14 protein-coding genes and 2 pseudogenes are annotated in these 15,028 nt (G+C 67.5%); 13 read left to right on the top strand and 3 right to left on the bottom strand.

Annotation, left to right across the window (positions count from 1 at the left end; translation table 11 throughout):
• Positions 1-33: 33 nt before the first annotated feature.
• The gene (locus GTY58_RS19670; protein WP_237528833.1) at positions 34-594 is read left to right on the top strand and encodes a potassium channel family protein; all 561 of its coding nucleotides are present in this window, start codon (positions 34-36) and stop codon (positions 592-594) included.
• 182 nt (positions 595-776) lie between these two features.
• Here GTY58_RS19670 and GTY58_RS19665 read toward each other — a convergent pair whose 3' ends face one another.
• Positions 777-1,247 (bottom strand): ArsI/CadI family heavy metal resistance metalloenzyme, encoded by a 471-nt coding sequence (locus GTY58_RS19665; protein ID WP_010985189.1) that lies wholly within the window; start codon positions 1,245-1,247, stop codon positions 777-779.
• 79 nt (positions 1,248-1,326) lie between these two features.
• On the opposite strand from GTY58_RS19665, the gene GTY58_RS19660 reads away from it, so the two are divergent.
• The 12 genes and pseudogenes from GTY58_RS19660 (at position 1,327) to GTY58_RS19605 (ending at position 11,160) form a co-directional block, all read left to right on the top strand.
• Positions 1,327-1,731, top strand: a complete 405-nt coding sequence (locus GTY58_RS19660) for a metalloregulator ArsR/SmtB family transcription factor (RefSeq protein ID WP_010985188.1) — start codon at positions 1,327-1,329, stop codon at positions 1,729-1,731.
• Positions 1,732-1,909: 178 nt separating this feature from the next.
• Positions 1,910-2,053 (top strand): annotated as a pseudogene (locus GTY58_RS19655) (arsenical-resistance protein); the annotation flags it as partial.
• The gene (locus GTY58_RS19650) at positions 2,046-2,468 is read left to right on the top strand and encodes an arsenate reductase ArsC (protein ID WP_010985186.1); all 423 of its coding nucleotides are present in this window, start codon (positions 2,046-2,048) and stop codon (positions 2,466-2,468) included. The pseudogene GTY58_RS19655 and the gene GTY58_RS19650, both read left to right, overlap by 8 nt.
• A gap of 363 nt (positions 2,469-2,831) precedes the next feature.
• Positions 2,832-4,325, top strand: a complete 1,494-nt coding sequence (locus GTY58_RS19645; RefSeq protein WP_010985185.1) for an FAD-binding oxidoreductase — start codon at positions 2,832-2,834, stop codon at positions 4,323-4,325.
• 715 nt (positions 4,326-5,040) lie between these two features.
• The gene (locus GTY58_RS19640; RefSeq protein ID WP_237528832.1) at positions 5,041-5,415 is read left to right on the top strand and encodes a hypothetical protein; all 375 of its coding nucleotides are present in this window, start codon (positions 5,041-5,043) and stop codon (positions 5,413-5,415) included.
• Between the two features lie 457 nt (positions 5,416-5,872).
• Positions 5,873-7,333, top strand: a complete 1,461-nt coding sequence (locus GTY58_RS19635) for an FG-GAP-like repeat-containing protein (RefSeq protein ID WP_037644741.1) — start codon at positions 5,873-5,875, stop codon at positions 7,331-7,333.
• 291 nt (positions 7,334-7,624) lie between these two features.
• Positions 7,625-7,822, top strand: a pseudogene (locus tag GTY58_RS19630) (aldo/keto reductase); the annotation flags it as partial.
• A 249-nt stretch (positions 7,823-8,071) separates the two neighbouring features.
• Entirely contained in the window at positions 8,072-8,260 is a 189-nt protein-coding gene (locus GTY58_RS19625; RefSeq protein ID WP_052082283.1) for a hypothetical protein, read from the top strand.
• Positions 8,257-8,841 carry a hypothetical protein gene (locus GTY58_RS19620; protein WP_237528830.1) on the top strand — a complete coding sequence of 195 codons (585 nt, stop codon included), beginning with the start codon at positions 8,257-8,259 and terminating at the stop codon, positions 8,839-8,841. Before GTY58_RS19625 ends, GTY58_RS19620 begins: the two co-directional genes overlap by 4 nt.
• A 204-nt stretch (positions 8,842-9,045) precedes the next feature.
• Positions 9,046-9,462 (top strand): hypothetical protein, encoded by a 417-nt coding sequence (locus GTY58_RS19615; RefSeq protein ID WP_037645098.1) that lies wholly within the window; start codon positions 9,046-9,048, stop codon positions 9,460-9,462.
• Between the two features lie 733 nt (positions 9,463-10,195).
• Complete coding sequence (locus tag GTY58_RS19610; protein WP_237528828.1) at positions 10,196-10,789, top strand: hypothetical protein; 594 nt, start codon at positions 10,196-10,198, stop codon at positions 10,787-10,789.
• On the top strand, positions 10,786-11,160 hold the full coding sequence (locus GTY58_RS19605) for a transcriptional regulator (protein ID WP_042493285.1): 375 nt from the start codon (positions 10,786-10,788) through the stop codon (positions 11,158-11,160). The genes GTY58_RS19610 and GTY58_RS19605 overlap by 4 nt, the downstream gene beginning before the upstream one ends.
• Positions 11,161-11,675: 515 nt before the next feature.
• Here the strand turns inward: GTY58_RS19605 and GTY58_RS19600 are convergent.
• Positions 11,676-12,104, bottom strand: coding sequence for a hypothetical protein (locus GTY58_RS19600; protein ID WP_010985178.1), 429 nt, complete (start codon positions 12,102-12,104; stop codon positions 11,676-11,678).
• 906 nt (positions 12,105-13,010) lie between these two features.
• Positions 13,011-14,501, bottom strand: coding sequence for an HNH endonuclease (locus GTY58_RS19595; RefSeq protein ID WP_107277516.1), 1,491 nt, complete (start codon positions 14,499-14,501; stop codon positions 13,011-13,013).
• Positions 14,502-15,028 lie beyond the last annotated feature (527 nt).

The following is a 15,028-nucleotide window of genomic DNA, read 5'->3' as shown; positions in this document are numbered from 1 at the left end:
GGTCGGGGCATCGGGTGCGGACGGGACGGAACCTTGAACAGGAATTCGGGCAGTGCCCGCCGACAGGCGCTGCTTGCCGCTGTACGGTCGCTGATGATCGTGGGGGCCCTCGTGGCCGGCTACTACCTGCTGCCGCTGGGTTCGGCCTTCACCGCCGGCACCGTACTCGTGCTTGTCGGTGGTCTCGCGGCCGGGGCACTGCTTCTGGCATGGCAGATCCTCAGGATCACGCAGTCCCCGTGGCCCGGGCTGCGGGCCATGGAAGCGCTGGCGGCGACCGTCCCACTCTTCATCTTGCTGTTCGCGACGGCCTACTGGCTGATGGAGCGCAGCGCGCCGAACACCTTCAGCGAGTCGCTGTCCCGGACCGACGCGCTGTATTTCGCCATGACCGTGTTCAGTACGGTCGGATTCGGAGACATCACCCCGCGCAGCGAATCGGCCCGGCTGCTCACCACGGGGCAGATGACAGTGAATCTCCTGCTGATCGGCGTGGCGGCCCGGTTCCTGGTGAACGCGGTCCAGGAAGGCAGACGACAGCGGGACCGTTCGACAACCGGCAGCCAGGACGGCACCACCCCCGACGCTCGATGACCCCGCTAACGCGCTGGCCTGCACCGTAAGATCCGGGCCGGCCGCACAGGTCGTAGTCAGGCGGGCGCGTAACCGGGTCGCGGACGGCCGACCGTCGAGAGGCCCGAGTCGGCTGCGGTTGCGGTGGTTGCCATGCCCCGCTGCTGTGCAGCAGTCACCGTCGTGTGCCGGCGAACTGCTGGTCAGCCGCAGCCGCAGCCTGCGGACGCCGAGGCCGGTTCGGGGGCCTGGGTGGTGTGGCAGCCGTCGCCGGTGGCGTTGGGGGCGGCGCTCTTGCCGAGGGCGTCGGCGTCGGCCTTCACGACGTAGACCTCCCACGGCTCCTGGCCGGGCCCGTGCACCCAGACCTTGTCCTGGAGGGCGTAGCAGCAGGAAGTGTCGTTCTCCTCGAAGGTGGCCAGGCCGGCGTCCCTGAGCCGGGTGGTGGCGGCGTTGACCTGGCCGGTGGAGTCGACTTCGACGCCGAGGTGGTCGAGGCGGGTGTCCTGGCCGGGCTCGCCCTCGATCAGGACGAGCTTGAGCGGGGGCTCGGTGATGGCGAAGTTGGCGTAGCCCTCGCGCCGCTTGGCCGGTTCGGTGCCGAACAGCTTCGAGTAGAAGGTGATCGACGCCTCCAGGTCGCTGACACGCAGGGCGAGCTGAGCGCGAGACATAGCAGGGCTCCCATCGTTTTGCATTGATGTCTGTCGATGCAAGATTGCGCGTTGGATCGAAGACTGTCAACATAGAAGTATGTCGAATCAAGAGCTTGTCGTGCTGGGCCGGAGTGACGAAGCCGGCGTCTGCTGCCCCGGGCTGCTGACCGCCCCGCTGGACGAGGGCCGGGCCGGGGAGCTGGCGAAGGTGTTCAAGGCGCTGGGTGATCCGGTGCGTCTGCGGCTGCTGTCGATGATCGCCTCACGGGCGGGCGGTGAGGTCTGCGTATGCGACCTGACCCCCGACTTCGACCTGTCCCAGCCGACGATCTCGCACCACCTCAAGCTGCTGCGGCAGGCGGGTCTGATCGACTGCGAACGGCGCGGCACCTGGGTCTACTACTGGCTGGTCCCGGAGATGACCGATCGCCTCGCGAGCATCCTGACCCGGCCTGCGGGTGAGCCGCTGCCGGGCCGTGCCGCCGCCGCGGCCGCTCCGTGAGTGCTGCCGGACCTGAGGGGAACGTGGCCGGCCGTATGTCGTTTCCCGGCCGCTACCTGGCCCGCTGGATCCTCGCCGCGATGGCTGCCGGGCTGGGCCTGGGCCGCCCAGGCTCGTCGGCGCGGCGCTCATGTTCGCCCTGGCATGGTTCTTCCTGTCGGATCTGCCAGCCTGTCGCGCCGGCCAGGCCCTCGCAGGCGTCGTCGGCCCGCTCCTCGAAGCCCCCGTACTGATCGGCCTCGTCCACGTCGCCCTGCACGCCCGCCGCTACTTCACCACCCCCGCCCTCCCCGCACCCCAGGAAGATCCCGCTCATGCCTGACATCACCGCCGCCCCCTCCGTGCTGTTCGTCTGCGTCCACAACGCCGGACGCTCGCAGATGGCCGCCGCCTTCCTGACCCACCTCGCGGGCGACCGCGTCGAGGTCCGCTCGGCCGGCTCCGCCCCCGCCGACACCGTCAACCCCGCCGTCGTGGCAGCCATGGCGGAGGCGGGCGTCGACATCTCCGCCGAGGTCCCCAAGGTGCTCACCGTCGAAGCCGTCCAGGCCTCCGACGTCGTCGTCACCATGGGCTGCGGCGACACCTGCCCCGTCTTCCCCGGCAAGCGCTACCTCGACTGGCGCCTTCCCGACCCCGCCGGACAAGGAGTCGACGCCGTCCGCCCCATCCGCGACGAGATCGAAAAGCGCGTCCGTGGCCTCATCGAGGAGATCGCCCCGGAAACGCAACCGTGAGTACCCCACCGGGAGCCCACATCGGGCGAGGAGTGCCATTGAGAATATGGAAATACTTCCTGAATTGTCGCGTAAGGGCATTGCCGGTCCCGGCCAGGTGCAACTGAGTGGTCATCACGCCGACAATGCGAGCATAAAGCCCCGCCGGATTCGTCCGGCTGGGCTAATTTTATTCTCACTCGCATATATCCTCCTTCAGTAAGTCGTCATCGTCCTCAATTAGTGTGTCGGGCAAGACCGTCCGGTCACCCCTGTTACTGTGCGGCTCCCAGAAATAATCCACACAGGATTGAAAGCGCCGGTCGGCGGACGAGATTTTCCTCAGCCGAATACTGGCGTAGCCCGGTCGAGAGGATACGGACCATGCACGACTTTTCTCGTCGCGGACTGCTCAGGGCGACGGCGGCCGCCGGCGCCGGTGCGGTCGTTCTCCCGGGCATCACGGCCGCGGAAGCCCCGGGCGCGAGCGCCGCGACCGGCACGGCCGAAAGCGTGAAATGCAAGCCGGCGAAGCTGACCGGCCGCATCGTCCGTCCCGACGACCCCGGGTACGCGGATGCGAGCCTCGGCTGGGACGAGCTCTTCGTTCACTATCCGCTGGTCATCGTCTACGCCCAGGAGACCCAGGACGTGGTCAACGCCCTCACGTGGGCGCGGCAGCATGACGTCGCGCTGCGGGTGCGGAGCGGTGGCCACAGCCTTGAGGGCTGGTCGAACGTGGACAACGGCATCGTGATCGACGTCAGCGAGTTGAAGTGGGCCCACATCGACACCGCCTCGCGCATCGCGACGGTCGGCGCCGGGCTGAGCCAGTTGGAAGCGGTGACCGCGCTGGCGGAGAAGGACCTCGCGGTGACGACCGGAACGGAGGGCACCGTCGGCCTGTCCGGTGCGACACTCGGCGGCGGTTTCGGCTTCCTCACCCGCTACCTCGGTATGGCCTGCGACAGCCTGATCGGGGCTGAGGTCGTCGTCGCGTCGGGTGCCGAGTGCGCCAAGGTGATCAAGGCGGACGGGAAGAACAACGCGGACCTGCTCTGGGCGCTCCGCGGGGCGGGAAACGGCAACTTCGGGATCGTCACGTCACTCACCTATAAAGTGGCTCCGCTGAAGAGCGTCGCTTATCTGCAAGCGACATGGGACGGCCTCGGGGACCTGCAAGGGGTCTTCGACACATGGCAGCGTACGGCGCCGGTCGCCGACAACCGCCTCGGCACCCAGCTCGAGATCCACAGGGGCGAGATCCTGCTGTTCGGGGTTCTCGCAGAAGGGTCGGAGGCAGAGGCGGAGGAGCTGCTGGCCCCGATTCTGTCGGTCGGCAATCCCCAGGTCTCGGTACAGGTCGGCAACTGGGGTGACGTATACGCGGGATTCCAGATTCCGACAGCGGACGAGCCTGCGAACTGGAAGTTCTTCTCGCAGTTCACCACCGAGCCGTTCCCGGAGAAAGCGATCAGTCTGATCGCCTCATTCATGCAGGACGCCCCCTCGGACGACAGCAACTTCTTCACTCAGGCTTTCGGCGGAGCGGTCCGGAGGAGCCCCCGCGGCGGTACGGCGTTCCCGCATCGCGACGCGCTCTTCTACTCCGAGCCCGGCGCCGGCTGGGGGACTCGTGGACAAGCGGGCAGCGGCGACGAGATCACCCCGCAGGCCCAGGCCTGGATCGCCGAGTTCAGCCAGGCACTGCGGCCGTACGTGAACGGCGCCTACGTCAACGTGCCGAACATCGGCATGCAGGATTGGGAAACCGCCTACTGGGGATCCAACTTCGACCGGCTGCGCAAGATCAAGGCGAAGTACGACCCGCGCAACGTCTTCCAGTACGAGCAGAGCATCCCGCCCGCGTCATGCTGACCGGCATACGCCCTCGGGACCCCGATCCCGGTCAGGGCACGAGCGCGCAGGACCGTCCGGTACGACGATGACCCCAAGAGCCGCCGTCGTCGCACGGTTCCGCTGCCCACGCTCTGCGGCACCCCGCTGCACGGGCCGGGAACGTCAGGTGCTGCGGTGTGGGCGGGAGCGGGAGCGGGGGCGGGGGCGGGGGCCGGGGTGTGGAGGGGGCGTAGGTGTGGGAGGGGGCCTTCAGGGCCCGGGTCACCGTGCGCCGTCCAGAGCACCCGACATGAGCCGGCGGACCGCCCGTCGCCTGCAACAGATGTGACGCCCGGTGCCGGCGCACAGTGTCCCTCCGCGCCGTACCGGCTCCTGGCTTTCCCGCGCCGTACCGGCTCCGGTCCCAGCCCCGGATGCATGCGCTGCGCTCGCCGGCCATGCCACTGGCACGGGGAGGGTTGCTCTCGCTCAGTCCCGTGCGGGAGTCCCGTGACGGCCCGTCGGCCGTCGGCGGTGACCAGGACGGGGCGGCGCTCCCCGGCACCGACCGAGGCCCGCTCCGGGGCCGGCCGGGGTGCGACCGCGCACTGCTGCATTGGCATCACCGATGTCACCAGGTCGGGGGGCTGTGCCGTCGGCTGCCGGGCGGTACATCCCGGATCGGTGTGACCATCACACCAAGGTGACATGGCGACTCCGAGCCGTCACCACACCTGGCAGGAGGGACCGATCGATGAACCTCATGAACCTCACTCTGAAGCGACTGCTCGGCGTTACCGCGGTGGTGGCCACGGGCGCGGCGGCCCTGCTCGGCACCGGAGCCGGCACCGCCGGCGCCGCCGACAGGGCGCACTGCGACCGTGCCGAACAGGACGTGTGGAGCGGCGATCCCAGCCGCAACCTGACCGGCCATCGGTGCAGCATCCCGACCCACAAGAGCCGCTGGTACACCGTCGAGATCGACACCCTCGTACAGACCCGCTACAAGGGGGACACCGTGGACGGAGGGGTCGACCGGGCCAAGACCCTGCACAACAGAACCATCAGGTGCATGGGCTATACCTCCGACAACGGCACGGTGAACTGGTTCGGATGCCCACCCGCCTGACCCACCCGCCTGGCACACCCTCCTGACCCACCCGCCGAAGGCTCCCGCGCCGACGCCCCTGCCCGTCGGCCTGGGCAATGGTGCGGCCGGACGCGGCGGCCTGGGCCGATGGTGCGGCTGCGGTGCGGCACCCGCCGACCGATCCGGACGGCAGGGAACCGCCGAAGAGGACCCCACCGGCACGTAGTGGCACACCTGTGGCACGACGCCTGAAACGCCGAACCGCCGGCCCGGGAGGAACCCACTCCTGAGCCGGCCCTTCTCCTTGCACCCCCGGGCAGGATTCGAACCTGCTTTCGGCGGTGTGGTCGGAGATCAGGCCGACGACGGCTCGGCAGGTGCCCCGATCGTTAACGTGCGCCACGTTGTCAGCACCACAACTCCCCTTTCCCGTACAACCCTTCAGGCTCACCAGAGGTCATCTCTGAGCTCGCACGTATGTCCTGGAGGGGAACTCATGTCCCGGTCCCATCACAAGCGCTCTCGGCGTCCCGCCGTCCTGGGCGCCACCGCCGTCGCGGCCGTCCTGGCCGGTGGCCTGCTCATCACCCTGCCCGGCGGCGCGAGTGCCGCCGGGTCGGGCCTGGCCGACGACTTCAACGGTGACGGCTACCGCGATCTGGCGACCGGCGCCCCGGGCGCTGTCGCGGGCGGGAAGGCGAAGGCGGGCGCCGTGGTCGTCAACTACGGCTCGTCGAGCGGTATCAGCGCCGCGCGCCACAAGATCACATCGCAGAGTTCCTCCGGCGTGCCGGGCGCCTCGGAGACCTCCGACCGCTTCGGCACCGAACTCGCGCACGGCGACCTCAACAACGACGGCTACGGCGATCTCGTCGTGGGCGCACCGGTGGAGGACGTCGGCGGCGATGCCGACGGCGGTTCGGTCACGATCCTGTGGGGCGGCTCGTCCGGCCTGTCGGGCGGCACGACGATCAGCGACCCGAACGCGTCGGGCCACGACCGGTTCGGCCAGTCCTTGGCGGTCGGCGACTTCACCGGTGACGGGAAGGCCGATCTGGCGGTCGGTTCCACCGGCAAGGACGTGTGGATCTTCAAGGGCGGCTTCACCAAGTCCGGCGGCGCGGCCGGAAAGCTGCGCTTCGACGCGCAGATCGAGTCCGGCGCGTACCCCAGGGGCGCCGTCCAGTTGGCCGCCGGGGACTTTGACGACGACGGGGCGGCCGACGTGGTGGTGGGGTCCGCCGCGGGCAACTTCGTCTACCGCGGCGCCTCGACCGGGCCCACGCTGCAGACCGAGGTGGGCACGGGGTACGCGGGCGCGCTCACCGTGGCCGACTTCGACCGCGACGGGCACGACGACCTGGTCGTCGGCACCGACTTCGTCGACGTCATCTCGGACCGGACGGCGAAGGGCGGCTACGTCACCGTGTTCTACGGCGGTGCGGCGGGCGTCGACACCACGCGCAGCGCCGTCTTCAGCCAGGACACCGCGGGTGTGCCGGGAGCGGACGAGTCCGACGACTCGTTCGGAGGCGCGCTCGCAGCGGGCGACGTCAACGGTGACGGTTACCCGGACCTCGCCGTCGGCGCGGACTTCGAGACCATCGGCTCCGCGGACCAAGCAGGCAGCGTCTGGGTGCTGCGCGGCGGCGCCTCCGGCCTGACGGGGACCGGCGCCCAGTCCTTCGACCAGGGCACCTCGGGTGTACCGGGCGCCAACGAGTCGTCGGACTTGTTCGGCGACGCCATCCATCTCGCCGACCACAACAAGGACGGCCGCGCCGATCTGTCGGTGGGCGCGGGCGGCGAGAACAGCGACGACGGCGCCGTGTGGGTCCTGCGCGGCTCCACCGGAGGTCTCAAGGCCACCGGCGCGGTGAGCTTCGGTGCGTCCTCCGTGGGCATCGGGAACTCGGGGGAGGACCCCATGTTCGGGGACGCCATGTCGGGCTCCTGAGCACGGAGACAGACAGCCGGAAGGGGCGGCACCGGAGGATTCCGGTGCCGCCCCTTCCGTTGTGCCGACTTACGAAGCACGCGACTGCGCCGACCGATCCGCCCAGGGCGAAGCGCGTCAGCTGGGGAAGCTCGGGTGATCTGGGGAGTTGGGCGGTCGACCTGGGTCTTGTCCAGGGTCCGGAACGTCGTGAGGAAAGCTGTACTCCTCAGGTGAAGAAGAGTTTCGGGCTCTACCCGTGTGTGGCGTTCCTGTCGTACGCGTCCTGGTGGCGTCGGACCTCGGTGCCGCGAGGGCACTCCCGAGAACGTACGGCGGTCGGTCGAGGGCTCGCTGCGACGCCTGAACACCGACTACATCGACCTCTACTACCAGCACCGGATAGACCCGGGGACGCCGATCGAGGACACGGCGGGGACGCTTTCCGAGCTGATCGAGGAAGGCAAGATCCGCCACTACGGGCTGTCGGAGGCGGCGCCCGCCACCATCACCATGCCGGGTATCGCGTATCGCCGCTGACGGCTGTGACCGGCCCGTCGCTGTCGATCGCGGCGCTGCCCCCAAGCTGCCGTTTCAGCGGGCCGTACTGTCGCCGCCTGAGCTGCTCTCAGGGGCCAGACGGAAGGATACGTGCACTGCGAGTCGGGCGGGCCATGTCGTGGCGCGTGGCGTCTGCCTGGCGGACAGCGTGGCAGCGGTGAGATCCGCGGTCTCTCCTTCGCTGCCGATGAGGAGCTTTTGACGGACATACCGCTGTACGCGGGCCGGGACTGGGCTGTCGCCAACCGCTCTGACCTGCTTGTACGCGCGGCCTGGGAATTCGTCGGCACTGGGATCGGCACGGCTCTCGTCCTGTGGACCGCCTGGATCAGGTCCTACAGCAGCGGCTCGCGCGACGAGATGAACAGTCCTGACCTCCGGGAATGAGCGGTGAGTTGAGCACCCGGTCCGGTGCAGGCCGCCCGGCCGACAAAGTGGAACGATGCCCGCTCCACGGCGTGTGGGCCCTCGGGTCGCGCGTCGGGTACTCGCCCGTCGGCGTCTCGTCGCCGGTGGTGGGCGTGCCGTCGGACGGTGCGCACAGTGTCCGGGAAGCGGAGTCCGATCCGCACCCGTCGCTTGAGGAGGTGGCGAAGGCGCAGCACGTCCCCAAGGGCGCGAAGGCGGTCGCGGAGTGGTGGCGCGACCTTGATCCGGTCACGCGCGGCATCCTGCTTCAGGAGAAGGGCGACGAGCTGCGAAAGGCGGGGATCACGAGCCCGCTGTACAAGTGGCGCGCTGCTGACGAGGGTTGGTTCCGGAGCGTTCAACACCGAGGACGCCACGGCCAAGGATCTGGGGTACTTGGCCCGCGCGCAGGCCAGCACTACCTGGGTAAGTCGGGTGAGCCGCTGGTCCTGGATATCGACCGCATCCTTATGGACGATCCCGGACCAAGAGATGGGACGGCTGAACAAGAACTGGTCTTGCACAGGAGTTCGACACGCGAGGCAACAGCTCCACGTTAGCTCCACGTACACGTACGACCTGGACAGCGACGCGAAACCGACGGTGAACCCGCCGGACCAAGGACGAGAAGGAACCCGCGGCGACGTCTCCCGCGGCGACGAGGAGAACCGGTGACGATCAAACGAGGTACCCCCCTCATCGCGGCACTGGCTGCCACCCTCTTGCTTTCCGCGTGCTCCAGCCCGGACACGGACGATCGCCGCGTGACCGACGGGCGCACCTCGCAGTGGGACAAGAACGCCGGCGCGCCCGAGGCGTCGGCGTTCATGAACGTGACGGCGCCCAAGGCCGCGACCGAGGTCAAGGGGGCCGTGCAGATCAACCCTCAGGAGGACATCCACCTCCTCTCGTTCGTCACCAGCGAGAAGAACGCCGAAGGCATCGCGAGGGACCTTCGTTCCGAAGAACCGCTGAAGGCGAACAAGGCCGACTTCGCCCCGGACGGCGAGCTCTTCAAGCACCTCGGGCTGGCCGAGCCGCAGACGCTGAAGGGAGCCCGCTCGGCCGGGGTCTGCCCCCCGTGCGTGAAGGACGATCGCCGCAAGAAGGTGCAGTGGATCGACATCTACGTCCAGGCGCTCAAGGACGATCAGGCCAGGGTCTACCTGAAGGCGTTCTGAGCTCAGTCTCAGCCGAGCACGGCACCCAGTTCGGGGAGCTGGGTGCGGGGGGAAGTGGAGTAACGCGTCGGTGTCCAGTCAGAGTGGAGTAACGCGTCGGTGTCCAGTCGCGCTGTTTCGCCGTCACAGTCGACAGGCACTGAGCGCTCTTGGGGCCCCCTGTTCATCATCGGTTCGCCCATGACTGTGTGCCCGAGAAGATCGTGCATCTGGTGAGCCGCCGATCGATTCCCGGTGTTCCCCGTGGTTCCCCGTACAACCTGGCACGCGTCTGGCACGACCCCTTCGTCCTGAACTGCGAGCGGAGCCGCCGCTGACGTCTCTTCGGGCTATCGGCCGGCCTGCTCGGCGTTGCCCCTTGGAAGGCCCTGCTGTTGTCAGTACACGGCTTACTCTTGACTGCCATGTACTTTGCATCGCAAAGTTGGTTCTCGGCGGGCGATCATGCGGCGGTCCGCTCATGAGCGCTGCCAGAGCGCCGGCACAAGGGGGAGATATGGGAACATCCGCACCGAGCAGCGCGGGATCGGAACCGAGAGCGGCCGCGGCCGCTTTGTTGGCTGCGACGGAAGGCCTTCGGGCGAGGACTCGCAGGCAGACCAACGGAGCGTGGACTCCCCTCCTTGGCTTCGGGCTCCTTGCACTGGCGGCCATTCCGGTCGCCCGGTACGCCTTCAACTTCGGAGCCCACGGGCGCTACGTCGGGTCCTATCCGGCCTTTGCCTACGCCGAGTTGACCGGCCTGTGCGTCGTCCACGAACCAGGGACCCCCTGCCTGAAAGGCGAGTTCGACGGAGCCGTCCTGCGCTTCGTGGCATGGGGCGTGTGGTTCGCGCTCCTCCCCCTCGCGTGGTTCGTCTTCGCCCGCTGGTATCGCCTGCGCGGGGAGGCCCGGGGCGTCGTCCCCCGGCGCGGCATGTGGGTCAGCGTGACCGCCGTATCCACCACTGTGATCACGACAGCTCTGGTGGCGCTGCTGTTCGGCAGGAACCAGTCCTGGGAGGCCGTGCTGCTGGAGAACAGCTACGCCTCCCCGTGGTACCTGGCCGGCATCGGACTTCTCGCCCTCGGAATCGCCGAACGCAGCTGGATCGCCGCGGCGGCAGGCACCGCTCACGCCCTGCTGCTCACGGGGTACCTGGGAGCCTCCTGGGGCAGTGGATGGCTTCCCTGGCAGCACCCCGCCCATCCCGGCTGGGCCGACGGACCGCAGTTCAAGGCCTTTCTGCTCGCTGCCATCCTGCTCCTCGCCGGTCTGGGCGAGCGGACAGCGGTCCGCCGCCGGGGCGCGCCCGGTGTCGCGGTTGCGGGTACGGTCGTCCCATGAGCGTCGAAGACTCGGCCGCTACGCAGGACAACCAAGAGGAACTGCATCCCACCCAGGCGCTGGACGACACCGTCCACCAGCGCGTGCGGCTCGGCGTCCTCACCGTTGCCCGTGAAGCCGACCGGGTCGAGTTCAGCTTCCTGAAGAAGCAACTGGCCGTCACCGACGGAAATCTCTCCCGGCACCTGAAGGTGCTGGAGGAGTCCGGAATGATCACCGTGGAGAAGGGCTACGCCGGTCGACGCCCCCGAACATGGGTATCCCTCACCCGTGAAGGTGCGCAGGCCCTGGACACCGAACTCCGGGCCCTACGTGCACTCGTGCTACGCCTTGAGGCTCCCCGTCCCGTGCCCGGCACACCCGATGAGTGATCACCGCTTTAGGGGCGAGGTTGGGGGATCACAGGTCTGACCTGGGAATCCCTGCCATGGGCGAGGTGGGGAAGTACACATCCCGGCGCACCTCGATTCCCCGTGAGTCCCCGCCCGTTCCGGCACGGAAGTGACACGCTCCGCGGCTCCCTCGATCCGGCATCGATCAAGGCTCTTGCTGCTCGCCCGCGGCAGTGTCATCCGCGGAACCTCTGCGGCCTCGCCTGGCTGCCCGAATTCGGTCGATGAAGAGTCCCGCAATTGCAGCCAGGAAACAGATCGCCGCTACGCCGAAGCCCACCCGCAGTAGGGGCGGCCGTCCGTTACCCAACGCGCGGGCGCCGGCCCAGACCGCTCCGGCCATGAGCCCGAGACCCTGTATCCACCATCGCTCATCCTTGGCGTTTGTCATGTACTTAATCAGCGTCATGCGTGATGATCTCACTCGCGCCTACCCACCACTCACCCCAGCCCGCGCTCGCGTGGGCACTTGAACCAGTAGAGAAAGTTGCAACTCAGGCGGTGACGGTGGGCTGTTGGGTCTCAGGTGCTGCTCGATGTGGCGGTTGAACATCGTGGTGTGTGGTGCGGAACTGGTCCAACAGCTCGAAGAACATCTCCATGGCGGACCTGTCGGCCTTCTCGGCCGCGCGCTCAATCTCTGTCGCCCAGCCCAAGGAGCTGGCGTTGGGCATACCTGGCCGGCCCCATAGCCACTCGGAGAATGAGCACTGGTTTCCGGGGGACCAGAAGTCAAAGGGCTCCTCGATGCCGTGGACGCCCAGGGCAACCCGATAGCCGAGCAGCATGGAGTGCAAATGCTGCAAGGAGCTGCCGCGCACCCACATGCCAGGGCGCAGTCGCACTTCCTCCAGGAAGGCGTACACGTCGTGCAGCTCGCCCAGCTGCCTTGGCGCTCGTCTGGCCTTTGCTGTCTCCGTCATACGGGCACCCTAGTGAGGACCTGCCGTTACTGGGGATGGCTGTCGTGGGGCTTGAAGCCATATGCGCAGGCAGGGAGTTCGAAGCCTTGGCGGTAGGCGAGCGGCAAGAACAGCACTGGTCGGATCGTCCATGTGATGCGAGTGCTGGCGTGGGTGACGGAGACCGTGCAGGGCTCCGCGCGTAAGAGGGCTCGGCGGGTCAGGATGCGCCCTTCGTACAGCCAGGACCATGCCTCCTCGGGATCGAGTGCCGGAGAGATGGTGCGGAGCGCGACCGCAACGCATCGGTCGGCCTGCGGTACCGAATACGCGTCGAAGGACGCCCGGAGTGCCGGCCAAGTCCTCTTGACGAGGTCTCCAGCACTCGCACCAGTAGCCCCGCCCTGGCTGGCGTGGACCACGACAGGTATCGGCTGCTCAAGAGGCGGCCGGTGGTGAGTGACCGCTCTCGTTGATATCTGAAGTGGATGTCAAAGGCCCCGGACCGTGATCGGTCCGGGGCCTTTGCCCTTGTGCCCCCGGCAGGATTCGAACCTGCGACACCCGCTTTAGGAGAGAGGGTGGGGTGTCCGGCTACTGACCTGCGGCTTCGATACCTGATGCGGTGGCTGACAACTCGACCGCACGCCACCGCCGTTGACCCTGGGTGACCCCTGGATCTGGCACGGTTGTGGCACGAACCTCAGCCGACGACAGTCAGCCACGACGGCGGGTGCGTCGACCGATCACGCACGCGTATGCCTCGCTGCACCTCAACCGGCCTCAGCCACGCTATCGGGGTTTGTCGTCGACCAGAGCAAGCGGCTACGGCCGGCCCGTGACAACGACCGGGCCCTCAGCTTGGGAAGCGCAGTCGGCAGAAGTTGCGTCTTTGCCTGAGCGGTATAGCTCGGTGCGCCATGAGCGCTACGTATTAGCCCAGCGGGAGCGGTGCTGTCGGACGTACGCAAGGCGGATCCGGTGCTGCGCATGAACCTTCAGAGGTCCGAGATCTTCGCCTGTGGCCGAGTCAATGATGCGCAGTTCGTCCGTGAGGAATCGGCCACCCATGTCAAAGCGGATGTGACAATTCGGGCAGAGACAGAGCATGTTTTCAACTCGGTCGGGACCGTTATGGGGCGCTCCGAGCGCTTGTATGTGCGCACCTTCGCTGTATGAGAAGGGCTGTGCCGGAAATTCGATCTTGGTCCTGCAGAACTGGCAGGTGTTGTCGTACCACACCTTGACCTGGCGTCTGACCTGGGAATCCCGGTCCTGGGCCTGCACTATTGCAGCTCTGCGCCGGACGGGTGTATCGGGGAAGTCCAGGGTGGCGCTCTCTGCGGGCCACGAAGGTTCCACGCAAATGCCGGCCGGATCTGCTTCGGTGGGCACGGCCGAGCTGGTCTTGGCGAGGGGGTTCTCGAGCAGGACGCTAGCCCCATTAGCCAGGTCAGCGACATCGCGAATGGAGCGCCACACCAGGGACCAAGCTGCCTCGATCACGTTCGGCTCGATGGCTGGTGACATCTCTGCGGCGGCGAGTGCCGCTGCCACCCGAAGGGTGTGCTCCCCCACCCTGATCGTGAAGGCGGCATCCCTTGGGGCCGGGCTGTTCAGCAGTGTCGAGTCTTCCAGACTTCTGATCTCGCCCCACATCTCTGCTGCGGCTCGACTCAGCTTCACTTCCCGCTGACTTCCGATCGCCCATTCATACGCGGCGACCAGCTCGGGAGAGGGCCCGGTCTGCACAGTGCGGCCGTGGCTGGGCTGACCGCGGAGCTTGAACGGCAGGAAGCGGGAGTAGAAGGCGTCATCGCCAGGCCCGTACGGGCGCTGCTCCCAGCTCATATCCGAGAGTCCCCAGAGGACTCCCACCGTGGGCGGTATACGGTCCAGCTCCTGCTGGGCAGGGGTCCGCTTCTTTGCGCCGATCCACAAAAAGTTGCTTCCATCCCACGCCTGACGCAACGCGTAGTTGAGCTCCCCCTGGAGTCGCTGCCTACCGGCCGGGGTCCGTTGAAACGGAGAACTTTCAAGCAACGTGCTCCGCGGTGCGGGAGTGTGCAGGGAGGGGTAGCGGCGGGCTGATTCCACTGCGCTGAGGAGGTGGGCCTCGCTGGTGACTGGGTGGCGCCCCGCCAGCGATGTGAAGTAGTCCCGCACGCGCAGTGCACGTACCACGCTCTGTGCCAGCCCATCGGACGGATTCGAGCTGTCTCCGACAAACGCAGTCCACACTAGCGTCGGACGCACTCCCGGCAGGTACGAGCGAACCTTCACGGTGGGCGCGATCGCGGTCGACCACACTGAGATGGCTGCCGCATACATCTCTTCGGCCTGCAGGTCGTCTGATGGGCTCAGCTGACGCGCGAAGTCCCCGATGGGGCCGTGCAGGATGACTCCGTCACTGGGCACCGTTTCTCCTCTGTCCATGGGGCGGCGCGGCCTCGCAGGCGGCCGGCTCCGCAACATGATCTCGTGCGGATGGTGCGCCGATCATGGGAACTGCAACCAAAACTGCAACCACGGAACGACGAAGGCTCCGACTGTGATCCGGTCGGAGCCTTCGTTTGCCCAGGTGGGCGGCTGCGGAGGATACGAAATTCGAACTCGTGAGGGGTTGCCACCAACACGCTTTCCAACTGTGTTGGTGGGGTGAGGGGCTGCGTCCAGGTGCGTTCACCTTGGTTCATGGGCGGTCGGTCGTGGGAGTGGCTACCGGCTTCGGTCCCGTCTGAACGGCCTTGCACGGCGCTGAATGAGACGGAAAGTGAGACGGGTGGGTGTGGCAGGAGTGGTACGACGTACTGTGTCGCGGTGTCGTGGTAAGGCAGAGTGCACGAGATGTCGAGGGGGGATCGTGAGGGCAGGAGATCGCGAGTCAACGTCTACAACGAGGCGTACGAAGACGGTGCTCCGCCGAGCGGCAGTACACCTCGCCG

It is taken from the genome of Streptomyces sp. SID5469 (assembly GCF_009862865.1).
Lineage (GTDB): Bacteria > Actinomycetota > Actinomycetes > Streptomycetales > Streptomycetaceae > Streptomyces > Streptomyces avermitilis.
Note: the sequence above shows the minus strand (reverse complement) of the source record. Positions and strands in the feature narration are given on the sequence as shown.

What these genes read in the sequence shown, in the direction of transcription:
- GTY58_RS19665 (WP_010985189.1), bottom strand. Translation starts at nt 1,247, where the DNA reads ATGTCTCGCGCTCAGCTCGCCCTGCGTGTCAGCGACCTGGAGGCGTCG.
- GTY58_RS19645 (WP_010985185.1), top strand. Translation starts at nt 2,832, where the DNA reads ATGCACGACTTTTCTCGTCGCGGACTGCTCAGGGCGACGGCGGCCGCC.
- GTY58_RS19635 (WP_037644741.1), top strand. Translation starts at nt 5,873, where the DNA reads ATGTCCCGGTCCCATCACAAGCGCTCTCGGCGTCCCGCCGTCCTGGGC.
- GTY58_RS19650 (WP_010985186.1), top strand. Translation starts at nt 2,046, where the DNA reads ATGCCTGACATCACCGCCGCCCCCTCCGTGCTGTTCGTCTGCGTCCAC.
- GTY58_RS19660 (WP_010985188.1), top strand. Translation starts at nt 1,327, where the DNA reads ATGTCGAATCAAGAGCTTGTCGTGCTGGGCCGGAGTGACGAAGCCGGC.
- GTY58_RS19640 (WP_237528832.1), top strand. Translation starts at nt 5,041, where the DNA reads ATGAACCTCATGAACCTCACTCTGAAGCGACTGCTCGGCGTTACCGCG.
- GTY58_RS19620 (WP_237528830.1), top strand. Translation starts at nt 8,257, where the DNA reads ATGAGCGGTGAGTTGAGCACCCGGTCCGGTGCAGGCCGCCCGGCCGAC.
- GTY58_RS19600 (WP_010985178.1), bottom strand. Translation starts at nt 12,104, where the DNA reads ATGACGGAGACAGCAAAGGCCAGACGAGCGCCAAGGCAGCTGGGCGAG.
- GTY58_RS19605 (WP_042493285.1), top strand. Translation starts at nt 10,786, where the DNA reads ATGAGCGTCGAAGACTCGGCCGCTACGCAGGACAACCAAGAGGAACTG.